The following is a 21,740-nucleotide window of genomic DNA, read 5'->3' as shown; positions in this document are numbered from 1 at the left end:
TTCTTTGATGCATGAAGAAAAGAAAGAAGTTGCAAGTCCATGGCCTGGTCCTAAAGGAATGATCCCTGTCACTAGCGGTCAAGCTGATGATGCTAATCTTCACAATCGCGCATATTTGGATAGCATTTTGGTAGAGATGCGAATCATTGATGCGATTAAGCCAAATTTAACCACGGAAATTTTTGGCAGAAAATACAGCAGTCCTTTAACTTTGGCTGCTTTATCTCATTTAAATAAAGTATTGCCTGACAAGTCACGCAAACCAATGCAAGAAAAAGTTGCTGTTGCTAAAAAGATGAATGTTCTTAATTGGATTGGCATGGAATCTGATGAAGATTATATGGAAATGGAAAAAGATGCTGGTGATATGATTAGAATTGTGAAACCGTTTGCCGATCATGAACGAATTATAAAAGAGTTGCAATTAGCGGAAAAATTAGGCGCAGTTGCGGTGGGAATGGATATTGATCATGTTCCTGGAGAAAATGGTGATTATGATGTTGTTGATGGGATTCCACTCGGGCCGCTTACTTTTGCAGATTTGCGCCGTTATGTGAAAGCAACGAAATTGCCATTTGTGGCTAAGGGCGTTCTTTCAGTGCGGGATGCGACTAAGGCGCGGGATGCAGGTGCAAGCGCGATCGTAGTTTCTCATCATCATGGCCGGATTCCATTTGGTGTGCCACCTTTGAAGATTTTACCTGAAATAAAGAAAGCTCTTAAAGGGAGCAAGATGACAATTTTTGTGGATGGTTCTTTAATGAGCGGCTATGATGCTTATAAAGCTCTTGCCTTGGGTGCTGACGCAGTCTTAATTGGCCGCGGGATTTTGCCGGAATTGTTAAAAGATGGCCAAGCCGGTACTGAAGCTAAAATTAAAAAACTCAATGAAGAATTGAGTCAGATGATGCTTTATACGGGAATTCCTGATACTAAAAGTTTTGATAGGAGCATCTTACATTTTGAATGAAGTAAATAATACGTTTAAGCAGATAATTTACTTGATTTAGGTCCGCGTGGTGGAAATAAAGGCGGAAAAATCGTTGCTCAAGGTCGTCCAAGTGATTTGATTAGACAGCCGGAAAGCTTAACAGTGCAATATTTAGCAGACTATTGGAATGAGTTCACAAGTAAAAGCTAAATTTAGTTAGGTAATTTTTGCCCATTTTTGAAAAATAGCTATAGAATAAGAATGTAAATATATTTAACTAGTGAGGTATAAAAATGGATGAAGAACCAGTATTAAAGATTAGAAAATTGACGATTAAGCGTGAAGATCGTGGCGAATATCTTCGTCAAGCTGAAAACAATATGCACCAATCAATTCCAGCAGAATTGGATACTTTGATTATTGGGAGTGGTCACGAAGATCCACAAGGTACAATTGATTACACAATTGAATTATTCCGTAATGAATTGGCTGAACACTTACACATTGCTTCAGATCACGCTGATGATTATGAAGAAACTATCAAGAAGATTGCTAGTGATAGAGAACTTTTTGATTTAAAACCAGAAATTGTCACTACTAAGTCTAATGAATCTTTGAACGCTTATAGTGACGAATTTGTAATGCGCTTAACTCACGTAGTTGTTAAAGATGGCGATTATGATAAGTTTGCTCATGCAATTAAGAAAGAAATCACCACTGCTATGGCCGAAGAACCAGGTGCTAAGATGATTATTGCTGGTAGCGAAAAGTCAAACCCAAACAGCTGGTACATCTGGGAAGTTTACACAAATGATAAAGAATACGAAAATCATTTGAAGTCAACCCACTTTACTGAATATCAAGCTGAAGTAAAGGCCTTGATTGAAAAGCGTGATGTCAAGGTTTTATTCCGTGATACCTTAGCTTCACAAGGTGCTATTGTCTTAGACTAAAATTTTTTAAATTTTTTCTTGACTCATTTGGTTATTTCCCCTATACTATTAATTGTTGAACGGCGGAAGTCGTTTGAATAGAGTCTAACAAGTAAAAAGACTTGAAGGATGGGTTATAGCCAAGTGGTAAGGCAATGGTTTTTGGTACCATCATGCGCTGGTTCGAATCCAGCTAACCCAATATAGGGTCAAATAAGGTCTTGATGTCAACGCCTTAGATGTATTGACATCAAGGCTTTTTTGCTTTTTTTGAAATTATCTGACTTTTTTAAAAGGATACAACATTTAGTGGCAATTTTTTAAACGATGGTTATTGATCATCTTTGGTCTAAGGAGACAATATGACCCGAGAAATAGAAAATATAAAATTCAGCGTAAACGAGTTAATCAAAGGCTTTAAATAGCAATGTTTTTAAGGTGTGGATTTTATTTTCGTGTAAAATTATAATAAAAAGTAATGTTTGGAATGAGATAAAATGCCAAAAAAATATAAATTATATAATGATGATTGCATTAAGGTTATGCAGAGTTTGCCAGATGATAGTGTTGATCTTATCTTAACAGATCCTCCCTACAATATTGGTAAATTTATGAAGAAGAGACAAACAAACTTAAATAGGATGCGTGAAAATTTTTTTGTTGGTGCAGGTTGGGATAATGAGGATTATACTGACTGGATTAGTGACATGTCTCGATTTTTTAATGAAGCTCATAGAGTTTTAAAGAAGAAAGGAACATTAATAATGTTCATGTCTGTTTTAAAAGTAGAAAGTATTATTGAATTAGCACAAGCAACATCTTTTTACTATAAAACTACAGGTGTTTGGCATAAAACAAATCCGATGCCCAGAAATATGAATTTGCATTTTGTAAATTCAAACGAATCTTGGCTATATTTTATAAATGATGGAAAAACTGGGACTTTTAATAATAACGGAAAATTAGAATTAGATTTTATTCAAACCGGTGTTACACCTGCTGGTGAGAAAAAATATGGAAAACATCCTACCCAAAAACCAGTTGCGTTAATGGATCATTTTGTTACTATCTTGAGTAATCCAGATGACATAGTACTTGACCCATTTATGGGCAGTGGAACAGCTGGAGTATCAGCGATTTCAAAAAATAGAAAATTTATTGGAGCAGAAATTTCAAAGAAGTATTTTGATTTATCTTTAAAAAGAATATCGGAAATATCTGATTTATTTAATATGGAGTGAATAATTGAAAGCAATTGATTTATTTTCTGGAATTGGTGGATTATCAGAAGGTTTTAGAAAAAACAATGTTGATATTGTTGTGGCTAATGAGATAGATAAAGATATCGCATCGTCGTATAAAAAGAATAATCCAGAAACAGAGATGATAAATGAAGATATTACTCAATTAAATATTGAATCCGTTTTTGGTAAATATAAGGATGCCAATATTATTCTAGGTGGTCCCCCTTGTCAAGGGTTTAGTCAAAAGGGAAAAAGATTAAGTTTAAAGGATCCAAGAAATTATTTATTTAGATATTTTGCAAAAGTAGTTGATTTTGTAAAACCAGAATATTTTGTGATGGAAAATGTGCCCAATTTACTTACTACATCAAATGGATATTTTAAGAATGAAATTATAGATATCTTTTCGAGAATGGGCTATAAAGTTAATTTAGATGTGCTAAACGCAGCAGATTATGGTGTACCACAAAATCGTAGAAGAGCCATTATTATTGGAGCTTTGAATGGACATAAGGTACTAATGCCTAAGAAAATAAATAAAAAAGTTACTACGTGGGAAGCAATGAGTGATTTAGCATTTTTGAAGAGTGGAGAAGGAAGCTTTGAACAGGAATATAGAATAGCACCACAAACTTCTTATCAGAAAGATAGAAGAAAAAATTCAACTAAATTATTTAATCATCAAGCTACAAATCATAGTTTGTCTGCTATAAAAAGAATGCAATTGATCCCTGAAAATGGAGATAAGAATGATTTACCTCAAGAACTACTTACTAAATCTATTTATAGTGGAACATGGGGAAGAATTATAAAAAATTATCAATCAGTGACTATTACTACTAGATTTGATACACCTAGTTCTGGGAGATTCACTCATCCATTTTTAAATAGAGCCATAACTGTTAGAGAGGCAGCTAGAATTCAATCTTTTGATGACGATACTATATTTTGGGGGCCAAAGACTTCACAGATGAAACAAGTAGGGAATGCTGTACCTCCTAAGTTAGCTTATAAAATCGCTCAACAGATTATTAAAGATAAGAAGAGATAATAATATGTCAGAATTTAAATATCCTAAAGAATTTATAAGTACAGATCCAATAAATGCAAGACTTGGTATAAAATCTTCATTTCCTAATGCTAAGCAGAACTTAGCATTATTATATTTATTGTGGGCCTTGAATGGTAAAAAGGCTAAATATGAATTTTATGATCAAGAACAAGATAGAATAAAAATCACCTCAAAGTACTTAAATAATATTTTTAATAAAGTAGAACCTTATTTACAAAAAAGAAATACTAAGGATGCTGAAAATAAATCTCTTTTTGAGTTATTTGAAAAAGAAATAAATTCAATGGGGCTAGTAACTGATCAAATAGAATCGTTGCAAGTTGCCTTTGAATTAGTTTGGTGTTTGGCTAAAGTAACTTTTGTTAATAAAGAATTTTCAAATGTAAAGGAAAGAAAAGGCGGCAAAAGATATGCCAAATGCTTTGAATTTACTAGTAGTATGGATTTAATTAGTTATGCTTTTTTGGGACAGGATAATGAGCTAAATATTGCCCTTACAACATGGATATTTGAAAAAAGTAAGGTAATAAAGGTTAACTTAAAGGAATATTCTAAAGATAAAATTGATTTGTTAAGTAATAAGGCTTTGGATTTATTTTCTCTTCTTTCAGAAAATACTGCTTTTAGTATAAAGATACCGACAAGTAATGATAAGGACGGTAGTCTAGTATTCAAAAAAGAAGGTATCTATCGTGCTTTAACTGATGAGAAAAATAATAAAAGTAACGTTAATATTGTAGGAGAAAAAGAAACTACAGGGCCTTTAAGAATCCTATTGACTATGATAAGGCAACATATGGAGCCTTACATTACCATGAGCGATAAAAATCAAAAAGGTGTAGTATCTCTTGATGATTCAAAAGCAAATACAGATTTTATTGTTAATTATGCCAAAAGATTAGGTACCAATTTTGAATTGTCAAATGTTAACTTAAATAATAGTAAATCCGAAAATACTAATGTAGAATCATCTTCTGAAGATACCTTAAGAGGTGGGAAAAATATTATTTTTTATGGTGCACCGGGTACCGGTAAATCATATGGGATACAAGACTATATTAGGAAACACGGAATACCAGATTATTCAGCAGAAAAAGGAAATAAATATGTATTTAGGGTTACTTTGCATCCAGAATATACTTATTCAGATTTTGTTGGACAATTAATGCCTATTGTAAAAGGTTCAGACTCAGATAATAGAGAAATTATTTATGATTTTTATTTATGATTTTAAGGAAGGAATTTTTACTTTAGCATTAAAACGTGCAAATTTTGAAAAAGATAAGCCTGTTTTTCTCGTTCTTGAGGAAATGAGTCGAGCAAATGTAGCTGCAGTTTTTGGTGATTTATTTCAATTATTAGATAGAAAGAGTAATGGAGAAGGTGAGTATGCTATCAATAATGAGCTACTTGCTACTAAGGCGCTAGGAGAAGAGAAAGATGATCCGGTACGACTTCCAAGTAATTTAACAATAATTGGTACCGTTAATACCAGTGATCAGAACGTTTTTGCAATGGATAATGCATTTAAACGAAGATTTGAATGGCAGTATGTCTCCACAGAAGCAGGAGATGATTTTGATAATAATCCAGATATAGAAATTGTTGGTTTGAATGATAAAGTAAGTTGGAAAACGTTTTATTCAAATTTAAATAATTATATTGTAAGAAATTTGAATTTAAATGAAGACAAGCAGATAGGACCATATTTTATCAAATTCTCTCAAAATGCTAATAGCGAATTTGATAATGACACTCCAGAAGACTTAATTAAAAACAAGTTATTACAATATCTTTGGGAAGATGTAGAAAGTATGGTAGATATACATTCTAAAGAAGGAATATTTGATAAATCGATAAAAAGCTTTTCTGAATTATATTCAGATTTTGAAAAAGATAAGCAGATATTCTCTGATAATTTCTTGAATACTTTGAAAGCAGCAAATGGGAATAATAAATGATGAAAGATGAACTTAAGATATTTGTTATCGAGGATGGCAAGCCTGTTTCATCGGATATTATTCAAAAATTTAATTTACAGATTAAAGATTTAAGTAAAAATTCTGATTCTGAAATTATTTCAGATTTTGTAGGCATTGTAAGAAGAGAAAGCTCAATACTGTTTTCGATGCCTAAACACTATTATGATAAAAATGAATTTGACAACTTAGATATTACAAAAAAATTGTATTACATCAAATTAGTGATGAATACAATTTTTAGTTCTGTATTAAGCAATACTTATTCGGAATTTCATAACAGTGATTTAGAAACAGATTTATCTTTTGAATCGTTTTATAAAATATATGATTATTATAAAAAGTTTGGTTTATTTTATAAAAAACGAACCACAGTAAAAAAGGGCTATAAAGGGCATATTTCGTGGCATAGAGTTTTGACTACGTCTAAAAAGATAATAAGTAATGGAAATTTATTGTTTTTGCCTTTGTATGTTGATAAGAAAGTAAATGATGAAACCTTGATTACAAGGTGTATGATCTTTGCTATTAATTATACAAATTATTTATTTAGTCTTTTTGTAGATTTACCTAATGCATCTGGATTATCTTCTTTTGGTATAGATCGAACTTTGTTAGATAATAGGTCATTAGTTATCTCAAAACTAAAAAATTTGCAAAACAAAATTTTTAAAGATATAGATATTCGTTTATTAGATAATTTAATTACTTTTTTTGAAGGACTAAATTTTAGTTCTGAAAAGATACATGATTTAAAATTTCAGAATTTTAATAATATATGGGAAAAAGCAGTTGAAAAATACTTGAACAATTATTTTCAATGTGTTAACAATGACCGTTTAATTTTTTCAAAATCAAAAGTTAAAAATAATTTCTCGAAAATCCCTTTTAGTGAATTTAATTTAGCGAATACTAATCATACACTAGAACCAGACCATTATTTTTACAATAAAAGTAATGATATTCAATATATTTTTGATTCTAAGTATTATACAGTATTAAAGAATTTTGATTATAAAGAATTCTCGTATCACATATTATTGATGAATAGAGCCGCTACAACATATGATGCATTAATAATGCCCACCAGAGCAAAGAATCGGACTGAACAATATATACAGATTAATAAAAATTATTTACCTAAAGGAATTAATTCAGTTAAAATTTATTTGGTTTATCTTAATATGATACATGTTCTAAAAAATTTCATTGACTAAAATATTTTGTATTCTATTCTAATTCTTGTCAACCTTGTATCATTTGTTGGAATTGCATTAATTTTTGCCGTTTATCATAGTTAGTGTTTTCTTTATCGAATGCAATATTCATTCGTCTTTGTAATTCTGTTAGATAATCTTTAGAAATAGTAAATTTAAGTTTCTCTTTAAATTGTCGATCTGCTTTTTGTTGGCTTAATTTTTTGAGAAACTTTTTCTTTTCTTGTTTTTCCTGAAATTGTGTTGAAGTTAATCTGTGTATAGTGCGTACAGTAGAATTCCAATTATTTTGTAAACTTCCAGTGTTTAATTGGGATTTAACTGCCTTTTTACGTTTTTCTTGTGTCTTTGTTTGATTCATTAATTCATGGAGTAGAGCATTTCCTAAACGTTATCTGATAGCTTATTTTCTTTATAATTTTTTGAATTATGCTTAGTTTTTCCATAAATATCTTCTCTGTTATTACTGTGTGGGAATGTCTGATTGTAATTCCTGATAATCATCATTATTTGAGAGAAGCTGATCTGTAATTTTGTTTATTCTTTCTTTTTGTGATTTATGTAGGGAAGCATAATGCCATTTTTTCTTATTTGTTGGTAAATCAAGTAAAAGATTAGTAATCTCTGATTGTAAATTATTATCTTGGGGTAATTCTTCAGAAGCTTTTATAACTTCTTTTTTAATTTATTACGTTTAGTATTTATATCTTTTAATAGGTCTGACATATCAAGTAATTCATTAGTAAATGAAGCTTTCATTTTATCAATTGTCGATTGTTTACGTTTCCCACGAGGTTGTTGTTTGCTTTGGATTTCTTTTATTTTTTAGCTATTTACTTCTTCAACAGTTGCAAAGTGAATATTACCGGTGTTTCTGTGAATTGCAGCTACCCAATATGGATTATTTAGTTTTTCTAGATTTGTAAAAGTTTCCATCATTTTGTGTGAGGTGGAGATTATTGCCTTAGTATTCAATGTATCAGTTTGGGGATTAAGTAATCTATGTCGAACTAGAAATTGAATATCAATTGAGAAAATAATACTATTGATGGTGATACCATATTCTGTTACTTCCTTTTATAGTTAAAGCGTACCCATAATGGATACGCTTTTTTATTTTAATTTTCTTTTAGTTTTTTCAACCTTTTGCTTTTAGCATTTTGATGATATAAATTAACTGCTTTATTGTAAATTGACTATTCAGTGCCTAAAATCATATCTTTAACTCCGATCCTTGAACAGATTTCACAAATAAGTTCTAATACAACGTTTGTGGCCAACTTTATTCCCTTGATATCATTTGGAATAGATTCATATTCACTCAAATAGTCATCAATATTTTCGATTAACCTAGCTTGTTTAATTGCTTTATTAATACCTTGGTTGATAGAAGTTAGATGATTAAGATAAATAAGATCATTAACATAGTCTTTATTCGACTTACTTAATCTAACGGTAATCGAAGAGGGAATACTAATTTTCTTCTGAATTTGTTGATTCATCTTCAAAGCCCACATTTATTAATTGAATGATAAGATCTGTTAATTTGGCAATCTCCTCATTTAATTGCATTACATTATTTTTAAATAGAATTAATTGAATCTCCTGTAGTTTATTTTCTTCATTTCTTAAAGATACATTATTTTTTGAAAACTAAGTACTCATTTTTTGAAATAGGTTTATAATTATGGCGTATTCAAGTGAATCATAAGGATTCATCAAGAAAGGAATTAGACCACATGAAAAAGAATACAAAAATGATTAGTTTAGCTGCGGCTGCACTCCTTGCAGTTGCTCCAGTTGTTGCTTCTCCAACAGTTGCGAATGCTGCAAGTATTACTGTTGGTGTTACTAACGGAGAAAGTGCTCCAGCAACTACTAACAACCAAGATATCAAACTTTCACTTAGCGTAAACAACATTAACGCTATTGAAAATAACAGTGCTGCTTCATCATTATCAGTAAGTTTGACTTCAAATTATGGCAACTTAAAGCAAAATGGTAAAGTATATGTTTACAATGCTAAAGATGTTAAAAATGGTGTTGTCGCTAAAAATGCAAAAGCTGTTTCTAAGCTAACTGCTGGTCATAGTTACGTTGTAGTTGCAAACGATGTAACTATTAGTGGCTTGACTGCAAATGGGGAATATACCATTAACGGTAAAAAGGCAACTGCCGATACATACGGCAATATTACTAAGGGGTTTGATGTAGTAAGTTCTGAATTTACTACTCCTGACAAGAGTTTGACTGGTACACCATACTTTGCAGAAAACAACCGTGAAGTTACTAGCGGAAGTATTACTTTAGGCAAAGACGAAAATAATGTCGATTCTTTAGTTAATGCGATTGCTAAGAAGTACTCAGTTAAAATTGCTGGTACTGCAAAGGCAAATTGGAGCGATTTAAAGAATGATGTTGAAAATGGTTTAAAGAGTGCAGGGATTAGCTATTCTGGTGCTAAAGGTGACTTCTCAGCTCCTGCTAACTCATTTACTTTAACTGTTAATGCTTCAGCTTCAAACACTAAGACTGCAAGTATGCCAATTACTGTTACTGCTTATAATGCCCCAGCTGACTACAGTGATAATCCAGTAATTACCTATAACGGCACTAAGTACGATCACACTCAAAAGATCGATTTAGCAGACAATGCTTCATTTAATTATGTAAATCTTAACGGTACTGTAGATACTAATGCCATTCAATCAGCCTTTTCTGCAACTACAACTGCTGCTGATACAACTTTGATTTCAACTAAGATTGATACTTCTAAAGTTAACACTACAGTTGCTGGTAAGTACCCAGTGACCGTTACTGCTACTAACGCTAATGGTAAGACCATCACTTTGACTTTTGATTTAACTGTTGGTCAAAAGGGTGCAACTTACAAGACTATTAAGGCAACTGAAAACACTATTCCAGTTTACGAAATTAACGGCAATACTGTAACGCAAACTACTGACACCGTTGCAAACAATGCTAACATTGCAACCTTTGGTACCACTACTGTCAAAGGTACTTCTTACACTCATGTAAACAGTGAAAGCTCAAACCACTTTATCGAAACTAAGTATGTTGACGGTTCAGCTACTCAAGAAACTGAAAAGGGTGAATCATACACTGTAATGCATGATTCCCAAGCTTACGACAAAGATGGCAAGAAGATTGATGGTGTCATCTACAAGTCATACAAGCAAGTTTCTATCGTGCCAAGGGAAGTAACTGTCAATGGCAAGACTTACTACAAGATTGCTAATAAAGATCAATATGTTCGTGTAACTAACATTACTGGTCAAAAGCGTACTTTAAAGCACAATGCCTACATCTATGCAACTTCTAAGAGACGTGCAAACAGAAAAGTTTTGAAGAAGGGTACTAAGGTTACTACTTACGGTGGTTCCTACAAGTTCAAGAATGGTAAGCGTTACTTCAGAATTGAAGGTGCTACAGCTTCTAAGAAGATGTACGTAAGAACTAGCAACTTTTAGTTAAATAGCGCGAGAAAATAGCGGTGTATCAGCATCGCTTTTTCTTTTGCAAAAAAATCGAAAAAATATTTATTTTTTGCTTGCATTTTATGTAGTTTTTCGCTATTATAATAAACGTGCGTTACGGAGGAGTAGCGAAGTGGCTAAACGCGGCGGTCTGTAAAACCGCTCTCTCTGAGTTCGGCGGTTCGAATCCACCCTCCTCCATTGCTGAAGAAATTCAGCTGGTACATTGAACAACAAGTAAAAGTTCAATCGAATGGGTTATAGCCAAGTGGTAAGGCAATGGTTTTTGGTACCATCATGCGCTGGTTCGAATCCAGCTAACCCAATTGTTCAATATGAACACCCAACCCGAATAAAAGCATCTCGAATGAGGTGCTTTTATTTTTTGCGCAGTATTCCGATTAGTTATAGATTTTAATAGCTAGAAAATATTTGCAAATTTTATTTATTCAGCTGTACATATTAAATGTAAGTAAGGAGGGTGAAAATGAAATCTAAACATTTTTTAGCAGGACTTGTCACATTATTAGCACCTGGGATTTTAGCAGCATGTTCTAACTCTAATTCTAGCTCTAACTCCAATAAGTCTGTGATGAATAATACTTCAACCCCGAACGAAATCCCCACTCTAGACTCAAGTAAGTATGGTGATACTACCAGTTCTGAAATTTTACAGAACTCAATGGAAGGTCTTTATCGTTTTGATAAGAAGAATCGTCCTTATCTTGCTGGCGCAACTAGCGTTAAAAAGTCTAAGGATGAAAAAACCTATACTTTTAAATTACGTAAAAATGCAAAATGGTCAAACGGTGATCCTGTAACTGCTTGGCGCAGAACCGTTGATCCAAAGAATTCTTCTTTAGATAGCGATAGTTTTGCTATTATTAAGAATGGAACTAAAATTACTCAAGGTAAGGCTAAAGTAAATTCATTAGGCGTTAGAGCTTTAGATAAGCATACCCTACAAGTGATCTTGGAAAATCCAATTCCATATTTACCACAAATTCTTGAAGGTGCGCAATTCTATCCGCAAGATACTAAGGTGGTAAATAAATTAAAGGATAGGTACGGAACTAGCAGCAAGAATCTTGTTTATAATGGACCTTTTGTTGTAAAGGGCTGGACTGGATCTAACTTAAAATGGACCTTAGTGAAAAATAAAAACTACTGGGATAAGAATTTGGTTCATATTTGCTCAAATCAAAAGTAGACGGTTTCCAACTTTCACCGTACGGAAATGTGGCCTACTACTGGAATGTAAAAATTAAATAAGTATAATGAAATAGCTAAATATCTTTTAGCTATTTTCATTTTTTCTGAAAAAACAAGTAAAATAGTAAGTAGATTTTATAAAAAAGAGGGGAAATAGATGCCTAGAATAGTTAAAGTAGGAGCCGGCGGTGGAGAAGTTCATTGGCATGATGCCTTAAAAGATTTGCGCGCAGATGATGTTTTATTTCTGGAACCAGGTTTTTATACTATTCCCCAGGGAATAACTTTGACCGATATTACTATTAAAGGTACGGGATCAAGTCCGGAAGATACCACGATTTTGGGTTATATTAATTTATCTTCAGATAGTCGTTATGTAACACTAGAAAACTTGTGCGTAAATACTAATCAAGATAAAAATAGCATCTTTGTTCCCATGGAAGCCAATACTTATTTAACTTTACGTAGTTGTGTAATTAAGGGTGCTGGGAATGATACGGCAGTAATTGCCATCAATGGAAAAGTAACACTTGAACTGTATTCAACTAAAATTATTAATGGATCAGTGTCCATGTTTGAAGGCGCAGATTTTCGCTTAGAAATGAACGATTCTTACATTGAATATCCTTCTGAAGAGTTTTGTTCTCTAGCTTTAGAAGGTCAGGGCACAGCGATTATTAACAATTCGAAGATCTCAGGGAGTGTTAATACTTTTAAAAAGACAAATGTGGAGCTTGATATTAATAATTCAGAAGTAGACTATTTGCTTTTGCATGGTCAGACCTGGATGAATATGCTCAACAGCAAAGTATTATCCAAAGATGATTCATGTTTATATGTCAGTGATGATTGCTGGATTAATATTATTGGGAGTCACTTTAATGGAGGCGTCTTTTTAGATAAAAGGACCCGTGCAATTGTGCAAAATAGTCAAATTAATCGGATGATTGCGGTTGATGAAACGGATATTCAGCTCAATAATAGTTTGATAACTGCTCATGCGGATTTTCAAAATGAATCAAAGTGTGATGCTACTCGAACTACATTTAATGGCAATATGGAGTATGAATACTTTTTAGCTCTCAGTGGTAATGCTCAATTTAAGGGACATAATTTAATCTTAAACTCTAATACTTCAAATTTAGCTGTTCAAGATGATGCGATTTTTAAAGTAAATGTATTATCAAGTGAGGACGAGTCCTTGGAAGTTGAATGCAATAAAAAGCCGAATGTTAGCATTTTAGGGATGCGCTGGACCGCTATTAAAAAATAGATGGTAAAAATTGTTCTGCTTCTAATTATGCAATCTAGACCAATTTAGCTTATAATTAGTTATGAAGTTTGGAGGGGAGCGTACTATGGAAGAACCAATGTATATCAAAATCCACAATCAAATTAAGCGAGATGTAGAAAATCACGTCTACAAAGTGGGGGATCGCATTCCTGCTGAAAGACAGCTCGCAGTCAAGTTTGGTGTGTCAAGAATGACTTTAAGGCAGGCAATTAAGACACTAGAAGAAGAAGGAATTTTAGAAAGACGCTTGGGTAGTGGTACTTATGTTGCTAGTCAAAAAGTCCAAGAAAAGATGTCAGGGATTATGTCCTTTACTGAAATTACGCAAGCTAATGGTCAAATTCCATCAAGCAAGTTGATCTCCTATCAAATTGGCAAACCATCTTTATCTGAAAAAGAACGTTTAAACTTGAACCCCGATTCTGAAGTTTTAAGAATGGAAAGAATTCGTTTTGCGGATGAAACCCCAATTTGTTATGAAGTGGTCACTATTCCTTATCATTTAGTAGAAAATTTATCTAAAGACGATATTTCTACTCATTTGTATGAAACTTTAAATAAAAATGGATATCGAATTGGTAGAGTAACCGAGCATATTTCTGCAGCGGTTGCTAATGAAAATGATGCTCGTTTGCTAAATGCTAAAAAAGGTGAAGCCTTGATTACAAGACGACAAGTTACTGAATTATCAAATGGACAACCATTCGAATATACGCGTGCCCGTTATGTGGCGGAAAGATTTGAATTTACTTTTTCAAAGTAAAAGACTCTGGCAATTACCAGAGTCTTTTTTACTTTAAATCATCTTTGATTTTGGTGGTAGAAATTCCAGGGGTGCGTGGAAGATAAACTACATCACAATAAGGCTTTAAGAAGTCAAATTTTCCTTTCCAATCGTCTCCCATGACGAAAGTATCAATATCGTATTTTTGAACATCTTTAATTTTTTGATCCCAATCTTTTTCTGGGATGACTTCGTCTACATAGCGAATAGCTTCTAAGATATACTTACGTTCAGGATAAGTATTGTAGGCTTCCTTGTGTTTTTGAAATTCGTTAAATTCATCTGTTGAAAGACCGACGATCAAATAATCACCTAACGCGTGCGCTCTTTTTAAAAGCCGAATATGCCCATAATGCAATAAATCGAATGTACCGTATGTAATAACTTTTTTCATTTTAAAATTCCTTCAATGATTAACTTTTTCAATGTTACCACAGATGTGATTATTCTACATAAGCAAAATCACGAATGTTTGATAAAATAGATTAATAATGTAACTATAGAGGAAAATGGCTCATGGATAAAGTAAATATTTTAGGCATACAGTTTGATAATAAGACGTTTAATCAATTTCAAAATGAATTTATTAAGAAAATCAATAATCATGAATCAACTTTTGTAGTCACTGCTAATCCTGAAATTGTTATGGCAGCTAATGAAGATCCTGAATATATGGAAATTTTACAAAATGATGCAGATTATATCACTGCTGATGGAATTGGAATTGTTAAAGCAGCTAAAATGCTCAATCAGCCACTTCCTGAAAGAGTGACTGGCTATGATTTATTTACATGGTTAATGCAACTGGCTAATGAACGTGAATTGCGTGTTTATTTAATTGGAGCTAAGCCTAATGTCATTCATGCAGTTCAAGAAGAAATTGCACGTAATTATTCCAATATTCAATTAGTGGGTGCTCAAGATGGCTACTTTAAGGAAGATTTGAATACAATTGCTAAAAAGATTGAAAGAACTTCTCCTGATCTTGTTTTTGCAGCCTTGGGTTTTCCAAAACAAGAAAAATTAATTTCGATTTTAAGAAAAGATCTTACCCCAGCTTTAATGATGGGAGTTGGGGGGAGCTTTGATGTCTTTTCAGGACTTGTTAAAAGAGCACCCGAAGCTTTTCAAAAAACTCATTTGGAGTGGTTTTATCGTTTAATTACTAATCCAAGCAGATTTAAACGAATGATGGTGTTGCCTAAATTTGTCGTCCGCGTTAAGCAATCGAAAAAAGGTGACCAATGATGAAAGTATTGCACATTAATGCTGGCTTAGAAAATGGTGGAGGACTATCTCACATTATTAATTTGCTCACTGAAGCTAAATTAGAAAATCAAGATTGGGAGCTTTTGACTCTTGCACAAGGGCCTGTAAGTGAAACGGCTAAAAGTAAGGGGATTAAAACCCATATTCTAAATACTAATAGTCGCTATGATTTAGCTAGTTTAAAGAAATTAACCAAATTTATTAATGACGGCAATTATGATATCGTGCATACTCATGGTGCGCGCGCTAATTTATATGTTTCGCTAATTAGAAATAAAATTAAGGCTAAATGGTGTATTACTGTCCACTCTGATCCTTATTTAGATTTTGAAAATAGAGGAATTGTAGGCAAAATTTTTACCGATTTGAATATTCACGCTTTGCGTAAGGCAGATTATATTTTTGCTATTACGCAGAAGTTTGCGAAATTATTGAAAACTAAAGTAAAAATTAAATCTAAAAAAATCCACGTCATTTATAATGGGATTTTCTTTCATAGCGATAGTCAAATTCCAGCCAAATATGAACATCCCTATTTCAATATTATTAACGTTGCGCGTGCTGAAAAGATCAAAGGTCAAGCTCTCATGTTAAAAGCCTTAAAGCGATTAGATGATGATCATATTCGCCTTCATATTGCAGGCGATGGTGCAGAACTTGACTCGCTTAAAAAACTGGCTCAAAAATTGGATCTATCTCCGCAAGTAGCTTTTCATGGTTTTTTATCTAAAAAGGAGTTGGAGCAACTTTATCAAATTACAGATTTGGCAGTGTTGACATCTTTTTCAGAGAGCTTTCCTTTAGTATTGCTTGAAGCAAGCGATAATTTGGTGCCAATTTTATCAACAGATGTCGGTGATATTAAGATGATGATTCCAGATTTTGAGCATGGATTTATTGCTAAAATTGGGAACGTTGAATCTATTGCCAATGCAATTGAAGAAGCCGTAAACAAACCTAAAAAAGAGCTAGATCAGATTGCGATAAATGAAAAACGATATTTGGAAAGTCATTTTTCTATTAAAAATCAACTACAATCTATTGAAAAAGTATACAATTTGATGATTAAGTAAGTTTGTGACATTGATGAACTAGTTTTTGGCGGTTATAATTAAAGCATACTGTTACATAGGATAGATGAGAGGAAATAATGTTTTATCCAGAATTAGACAAAGATGATTCGTTAGCTTTGCACACAGACCTTTATGAAATTAATATGATGTATACCTACTTCAAAAAAGGAATTGCAGACCGCAATGCCGTTTTTGAAGCATTTTATCGTACAGAACCATTTGGTAATGGCTATGCAGTTTATGCTGGACTTGAACATGTAATTAAGTATTTACAAAATTTAAAGTTTAGCGAAAGTGACTTGGAGTATCTTAAAGAAAACGAAAATTACGATGACGATTTTATCGAATATTTACGTAATTTAAAATTGAAGTTGACTATCCGCTCAATGAAAGAAGGAGAATTAGTATTCGCTAAGGAACCTCTTTTGCAAGTGGAAGGTCCTCTTGCTCAATGTCAATTGGTAGAAACGGCAATTTTAAATATTATCAATTTCCAAACATTACTCGCAACCAAGGCAGCTCGAATTAAATTAGCGGTTCAAGGGGATGCCTTGATGGAATTTGGTTCTCGCCGTGCTCAAGAAACTGATGCGGCTTTATGGGGAGCTCGTGCAGCTTATATTGGCGGTTTTGATTCTACTAGTAATGTGCGTGCGGGAAAGTTGTTTGGTATTCCAGTTTCAGGAACTCATGCTCATGCTTTAGTAGAGGCTTTTGGTAGTGAATATGATGCCTTTAAAGCATATGCTGAAACTCATAAAAATTGTGTATTCTTGGTTGATACTTATGATACTGTTAGAAGCGGTGTACCAAATGCAATTAAAGTTGCCGATGAAATGGGCGATAAGATCAACTTTTTAGGAGTCAGAATCGATTCTGGCGATATGGCTTATATTTCTAAGCAAGTAAGAAAAGAGCTTGATGATGCTGGTTATACCGATGCGAAGATTTTTGCTTCAAATGATCTTGATGAAACAACTATCACCAACCTTAAGATGCAGGGTGCAAAAATCGATGTATGGGGGATTGGAACTAAGTATATTACCGCTTATGATCAACCTGCGCTGGGTGCAGTTTATAAATTGGTAGCTATTGAAGATGATTTTCATGTAATGAGAGATACACTCAAGATTTCTTCAAATGCAATTAAGGTTTCCACTCCAGGTAAAAAGCAAGTCTGGAGAATTAGTGCCAATACTGCGAAAAAGAATGAAGGCGATTGGGTATCACGTGATACTGAAGATCCAAGAAAATTTGATGCTTTATTCATGTTCCACCCTCAATATGACTACATTAATAAGGTGGTAACTGACTATACTGCTATCCCACTTTTGCATGATATCTTTAAAGATGGTAAGTTGGTTTACAAACAACCTAAACTTGACGAAATTAAACAGTTCGTTGCTGATAATTTAGATGGTCTTTGGGATGAATACAAGCGTAGCTTGAACCCTCAAGAATACCCAGTTGATTTGTCACAAGACTTGTACGAAAGCAAGATGAACTTGATTCAAGATATTCGTCGTAAGATTAGAGAAAGAAGTATTGGCCGATGAGGGAATTACAAAAAAAGATAGTTGAGTATGAACATGTATTACCAGAAATTGATCCTAAAAAGGAAATTAGACGTTCAATTGACTTTTTGAAGGATTATTTAAAGGCTAACCCATTTTTAAAGAGCTACGTTTTAGGAATTTCAGGTGGCCAAGATTCAACTTTAACTGGAAAATTGTGTCAAATGGCAATTGAAGAAATGCGTGAAGAAACTGGTGATGATTCTTACCAATTTATCGCAGTTCGACTTCCTTACGGCGTTCAAGCTGATGCTCAAGATGCTCAAGATGCAGTTGATTTTCAAAAACCAGACCAGGATCTAATTGTTAATATTAAAGAACCGGTTGATGCTATGGTTAAGGTAGTTGAAGCGACTGGTCAAAAGATCACAGACTTCAATAAAGGTAATATCAAGGCCCGTCAAAGAATGGTCGTTCAATATGCAATTGCAGGTGCAAATAACGGCGCAGTTGTTGGTACTGATCATGCTGCTGAAAACTTCTCAGGTTTTTATACCAAATATGGTGACGGTGCTGCGGATTTAACTCCATTATTCCGCTTGGATAAGCGCCAAGGAAAAGCAATGCTTAAGGAACTTGGCTGTCCAGAACACCTTTATCAAAAAGCTCCAACTGCTGATCTTGAAGAAGAAAAACCCGATTTGCCAGATGAAGTAGCTTTAGGTGTAACTTATAATGAAATCGATGACTACCTTGAAGGAAAAGAAGTTTCTGACAAGGCAGCTGATCAAATTGAAAAGCTTTGGAAAAAGAGTGAACACAAGCGCCACTTGCCAGTTACAATTTTTGATGACTTTTACAAAAACTAGTCAATTTACTTGTTAAAAGGTAACTTTTTTCTTATACTTGACCTAGATCATAAGGGAGTAGCGGCATTTGTATGCGATAAGCCCAACACCCGAAGGAAAATGCTTCTGGACTTATCTTAATTTGTGAGACTTATGTGCGACAAGCATGTGAGTCTCTTTTTTGTTAAGGAGGATAAGATGGCGAAAAAATATTATAGTGAGACGGCAACTGAAGTCGAAAAAGACTTAGAAACGTCTTTTGCGAACGGTTTAAATGATGATCAAGCAAAAAGCCGAATTGAAAAATATGGCTATAATGCTTTAGCTGCCAAAAAGAAGAAGAGCCTGTTTATGCGCTTTATTGATCAATTCAAGGATTTTATGATTATTGTTTTGATTGTGGCAGCAATTTTATCAGGAGTTGTAGCTCAAGAATGGACCGATGCAGCAATTATTTTGATTGTGGTTATTGTTAATGCTATTTTGGGAGTATTTCAAGAAGCGCGTTCAGAAGCGGCTATTGAAGCGTTAAAGGAAATGGCGACTCCTAGTGCTCATGTTAAAAGAAATGGTGCTATTGTCGAGATTTCAAGTACTGATTTAGTTCCAGGAGACGTGGTTTTGCTTGAAGCCGGAGACGTCGTGCCAGCCGATTTGCGTTTAATTAATGCCCACAGCTTGAAGATTGAGGAATCGGCTTTAACCGGGGAATCAGTTCCAGTTGAAAAAGATGATCACGTTTTGGATGGCAATGACGTTGCTTTAGCCGATCGTGTAAATATGGCCTATTCAAGCACCAGTGTCACTTATGGACGTGGTGAAGGAATCGTTACTGCGACCGGAATGAATACTGAAGTTGGTAAAATCGCTACGATGCTTAATAATGCCGATGAAACTGATACGCCTTTAAAGAAGAATTTGAATCAACTTGGGAAGACTTTAACCATTATGATTTTGGCAATCTGCGTGGTTGTCTTTATTGTGGGAATTTTAAAGGTTAGTCCTGCTCAAAGAAATTCAACTTTAATGATTAATATGTTCTTGGTGGCAGTTTCACTAGCTGTTGCGGCAATTCCTGAAGGCTTACCAGCAATTGTAACGATTATTTTAGCACTGGGAACTCAAGCCATGGCTAAGCACAAGGCGATTGTAAGAAAATTGCCTGCTGTTGAAACTTTAGGTGCTACCGACATTATTTGTTCTGATAAAACAGGTACCTTAACTCAGAATAAAATGACAGTTGAAAAAGTTTATTATCAAAATCAAATTCATGATGATAGCGATAAAATTGAAATTTCTAATTCAGCATTACTTTCAATGGTTTTAGCTAATGATACAAAAATTGAAAATGGCGGTAATTTATTAGGGGATCCAACCGAAACTTCGCTTATCCAATATGCCTTTGATCAACATATTGATGTTCCTGAATTACTTGAAAAGTATAAACGTATTCAAGAAGTGCCTTTTGACTCTGATCGTAAATTAATGAGTACGGTAAATAAAGATGGCGATAAGTATTATGTTGCCGTTAAAGGTGCGCCTGATGAATTAATGAAGAGGATCAAATACATTTCAGAAAATGGTCAAATTAAGCCAATTACTGATGATGAAAAGAAAAAGATTTTAACTACTAACCAAGAAATGGCTAAAAAGGCTCTTAGGGTTTTAGGATTAGCTTATAAGACAATTGATAAGCTTTATAAGGATCCTTCAACTGACAATGTAGAACAGGACTTGATTTTTGCTGGTTTGGTAGGAATGATTGACCCTGAACGTCCAGAAGCGAAGGCTGCCGTTGCGGAAGCTCATAGCGCGGGAATTAGAACTGTAATGATTACTGGTGACCACCAAGTTACCGCCCAAGCGATTGCAGAAAGGTTGGGAATTTTGAAGCCGGGACAGGACAAGCGTGTCTTGACCGGGGCTGAACTTGATAAATTAAGCGATGAATACTTTATTAAGCATGTTAGTGACTATAGTGTTTATGCGCGGGTTTCACCAGAACACAAGGTTAGAATTGTGAAAGCTTGGCAACAAAATGGTAAAATCGTAGCCATGACCGGTGATGGTGTTAACGATGCGCCTAGTTTGAAACAAGCGGATATCGGTATCGGAATGGGTATCACGGGTACTGAAGTTTCTAAAGGTGCCAGTGATATGATTTTAGCTGATGATAATTTTGCGACGATTGTTGAAGCTGTTAAACAAGGTAGAAAAGTCTTCAGTAACATTCAAAAAGCCATCCTATATTTAATGAGTTGTAACGTCGGTGAAGTTTTAACAGTCTTTATGATGACCATGCTTGGTTGGGACATTTTAGCACCAGTTCAATTATTATGGATTAACTTAGTTACTGATACCCTTCCAGCTATTTCCTTGGGTGTTGAACCAGTCGAAGAAGGGATTATGAAACGTAAGCCTCGGGGACGTGATTCTAATTTCTTTAGCGGCGGCGTAGCGAGTTCTATTATTTATCAAGGTATTTTAGAAGGTATTCTAGTTTTAGGTGCTTACCAAATTGGCTTACATGTCGGTCCCCATGTTTCAAATGCCACTTTGCAACACGCGGACGCTTTAACGATGGCCTTCTTGACTTTAGGCTTGATCCAGCTATTCCATGCTATTAACTCTAAATATATTCACCAATCTATTTTTAGACCGCATACTTTTTCAAATAAATGGTTTAACGGAGCAATTATTATTGCCGCAATCATTATGGCAGCGGTAGAATTGCCATTTATGACAAAATTGTTTGATGTGACCGAACTTGATGGTCCTCAGTGGGTTGTTGTTTTAGGAGCTGGATTATTGATAATCATTATTGTTGAGATCGTTAAATTCTTCCAAAGAAAAATGGGCAAACAATAATTTTTA

Annotated in this window: 19 protein-coding genes, 3 tRNA genes and 1 pseudogene; 19 read left to right on the top strand and 4 right to left on the bottom strand. The window is 33.8% G+C overall.

Annotation, left to right across the window (positions count from 1 at the left end; all coding sequences use genetic code 11):
* Window positions 1-7: 7 nt before the first annotated feature.
* From KBW87_RS06245 to KBW87_RS06210, 8 genes are all read left to right on the top strand, one after another.
* Window positions 8-970 carry an alpha-hydroxy-acid oxidizing protein gene (locus KBW87_RS06245; protein WP_083478862.1) on the top strand — a complete coding sequence of 321 codons (963 nt, stop codon included), beginning with the start codon at window positions 8-10 and terminating at the stop codon, window positions 968-970.
* A gap of 254 nt (window positions 971-1,224) precedes the next feature.
* Complete coding sequence (locus tag KBW87_RS06240; protein ID WP_057810131.1) at window positions 1,225-1,884, top strand: putative quinol monooxygenase; 660 nt, start codon at window positions 1,225-1,227, stop codon at window positions 1,882-1,884.
* 109 nt (window positions 1,885-1,993) lie between these two features.
* Window positions 1,994-2,065, top strand: a tRNA-Gln gene (locus KBW87_RS06235).
* A 295-nt stretch (window positions 2,066-2,360) separates the two neighbouring features.
* A complete protein-coding gene (locus KBW87_RS06230) occupies window positions 2,361-3,104 on the top strand; it encodes a DNA-methyltransferase (protein WP_083478860.1) in 744 nt (247 codons plus the stop codon).
* Between the two features lie 4 nt (window positions 3,105-3,108).
* Window positions 3,109-4,158 (top strand): DNA cytosine methyltransferase, encoded by a 1,050-nt coding sequence (locus tag KBW87_RS06225; protein ID WP_057810133.1) that lies wholly within the window; start codon window positions 3,109-3,111, stop codon window positions 4,156-4,158.
* A 4-nt stretch (window positions 4,159-4,162) separates the two neighbouring features.
* Window positions 4,163-5,407 (top strand): hypothetical protein, encoded by a 1,245-nt coding sequence (locus KBW87_RS06220; RefSeq protein ID WP_057810134.1) that lies wholly within the window; start codon window positions 4,163-4,165, stop codon window positions 5,405-5,407.
* The gene (locus KBW87_RS06215) at window positions 5,391-6,140 is read left to right on the top strand and encodes an AAA family ATPase (RefSeq protein WP_057810137.1); all 750 of its coding nucleotides are present in this window, start codon (window positions 5,391-5,393) and stop codon (window positions 6,138-6,140) included. The genes KBW87_RS06220 and KBW87_RS06215 overlap by 17 nt, the downstream gene beginning before the upstream one ends.
* Window positions 6,137-7,375 (top strand): LlaJI family restriction endonuclease, encoded by a 1,239-nt coding sequence (locus tag KBW87_RS06210; protein WP_057810139.1) that lies wholly within the window; start codon window positions 6,137-6,139, stop codon window positions 7,373-7,375. The genes KBW87_RS06215 and KBW87_RS06210 overlap by 4 nt, the downstream gene beginning before the upstream one ends.
* A 28-nt stretch (window positions 7,376-7,403) precedes the next feature.
* On the opposite strand, the gene KBW87_RS06205 is transcribed toward KBW87_RS06210, so the two are convergent.
* The 3 genes from KBW87_RS06205 to KBW87_RS06200 form a co-directional block, all read right to left on the bottom strand.
* Window positions 7,404-7,736 carry a hypothetical protein gene (locus KBW87_RS06205; protein WP_057810140.1) on the bottom strand — a complete coding sequence of 111 codons (333 nt, stop codon included), beginning with the start codon at window positions 7,734-7,736 and terminating at the stop codon, window positions 7,404-7,406.
* 464 nt (window positions 7,737-8,200) lie between these two features.
* Complete coding sequence (mobL, locus tag KBW87_RS09640) at window positions 8,201-8,398, bottom strand: relaxase MobL (protein WP_236695258.1); 198 nt, start codon at window positions 8,396-8,398, stop codon at window positions 8,201-8,203.
* Between the two features lie 173 nt (window positions 8,399-8,571).
* The gene (locus tag KBW87_RS06200) at window positions 8,572-8,877 is read right to left on the bottom strand and encodes a hypothetical protein (RefSeq protein ID WP_057810142.1); all 306 of its coding nucleotides are present in this window, start codon (window positions 8,875-8,877) and stop codon (window positions 8,572-8,574) included.
* A 237-nt stretch (window positions 8,878-9,114) separates the two neighbouring features.
* Here KBW87_RS06200 and KBW87_RS06195 point away from each other — a divergent pair, with 237 nt between their 5' ends.
* From KBW87_RS06195 to KBW87_RS06170, 6 genes and pseudogenes are all read left to right on the top strand, one after another.
* Window positions 9,115-10,866: an SLAP domain-containing protein gene (locus KBW87_RS06195; protein ID WP_057810144.1), complete on the top strand. Its 1,752-nt coding sequence runs from the start codon at window positions 9,115-9,117 to the stop codon at window positions 10,864-10,866.
* 125 nt (window positions 10,867-10,991) lie between these two features.
* Window positions 10,992-11,073: transfer RNA gene (locus KBW87_RS06190), tRNA-Tyr, on the top strand.
* 53 nt (window positions 11,074-11,126) lie between these two features.
* Window positions 11,127-11,198, top strand: a tRNA-Gln gene (locus tag KBW87_RS06185).
* Window positions 11,199-11,359: 161 nt separating this feature from the next.
* Window positions 11,360-12,064: pseudogene (locus tag KBW87_RS06180) on the top strand (ABC transporter substrate-binding protein); the annotation flags it as partial.
* A 177-nt stretch (window positions 12,065-12,241) separates the two neighbouring features.
* Window positions 12,242-13,357, top strand: a complete 1,116-nt coding sequence (locus tag KBW87_RS06175; RefSeq protein WP_057810147.1) for a hypothetical protein — start codon at window positions 12,242-12,244, stop codon at window positions 13,355-13,357.
* A gap of 85 nt (window positions 13,358-13,442) precedes the next feature.
* Window positions 13,443-14,141, top strand: a complete 699-nt coding sequence (locus tag KBW87_RS06170; protein ID WP_004040131.1) for a GntR family transcriptional regulator — start codon at window positions 13,443-13,445, stop codon at window positions 14,139-14,141.
* A gap of 28 nt (window positions 14,142-14,169) precedes the next feature.
* Here the strand turns inward: KBW87_RS06170 and tagD are convergent, their stop codons facing one another.
* Window positions 14,170-14,556, bottom strand: coding sequence for a glycerol-3-phosphate cytidylyltransferase (gene tagD / locus KBW87_RS06165; protein ID WP_057810149.1), 387 nt, complete (start codon window positions 14,554-14,556; stop codon window positions 14,170-14,172).
* A 122-nt stretch (window positions 14,557-14,678) separates the two neighbouring features.
* On the opposite strand from tagD, the gene KBW87_RS06160 reads away from it, so the two are divergent.
* From KBW87_RS06160 to KBW87_RS06140, 5 genes are all read left to right on the top strand, one after another.
* On the top strand, window positions 14,679-15,410 hold the full coding sequence (locus tag KBW87_RS06160) for a WecB/TagA/CpsF family glycosyltransferase (RefSeq protein ID WP_057810151.1): 732 nt from the start codon (window positions 14,679-14,681) through the stop codon (window positions 15,408-15,410).
* Window positions 15,410-16,504, top strand: a complete 1,095-nt coding sequence (locus tag KBW87_RS06155) for a glycosyltransferase (protein ID WP_057810153.1) — start codon at window positions 15,410-15,412, stop codon at window positions 16,502-16,504. Before KBW87_RS06160 ends, KBW87_RS06155 begins: the two co-directional genes overlap by 1 nt.
* Before the next feature lie 77 nt (window positions 16,505-16,581).
* Window positions 16,582-18,060 carry a nicotinate phosphoribosyltransferase gene (locus tag KBW87_RS06150; protein ID WP_057810155.1) on the top strand — a complete coding sequence of 493 codons (1,479 nt, stop codon included), beginning with the start codon at window positions 16,582-16,584 and terminating at the stop codon, window positions 18,058-18,060.
* The gene (gene nadE / locus KBW87_RS06145; protein WP_057810157.1) at window positions 18,057-18,887 is read left to right on the top strand and encodes an NAD(+) synthase; all 831 of its coding nucleotides are present in this window, start codon (window positions 18,057-18,059) and stop codon (window positions 18,885-18,887) included. The genes KBW87_RS06150 and nadE overlap by 4 nt, the downstream gene beginning before the upstream one ends.
* Window positions 18,888-19,064: 177 nt before the next feature.
* Complete coding sequence (locus KBW87_RS06140) at window positions 19,065-21,734, top strand: calcium-translocating P-type ATPase, PMCA-type (RefSeq protein WP_057810159.1); 2,670 nt, start codon at window positions 19,065-19,067, stop codon at window positions 21,732-21,734.
* Window positions 21,735-21,740 lie beyond the last annotated feature (6 nt).

The sequence above is a fragment of the Lactobacillus intestinalis genome (assembly GCF_024397795.1).
Lineage (GTDB): Bacteria > Bacillota > Bacilli > Lactobacillales > Lactobacillaceae > Lactobacillus > Lactobacillus intestinalis.
Note: the sequence above shows the minus strand (reverse complement) of the source record. Positions and strands in the feature narration are given on the sequence as shown.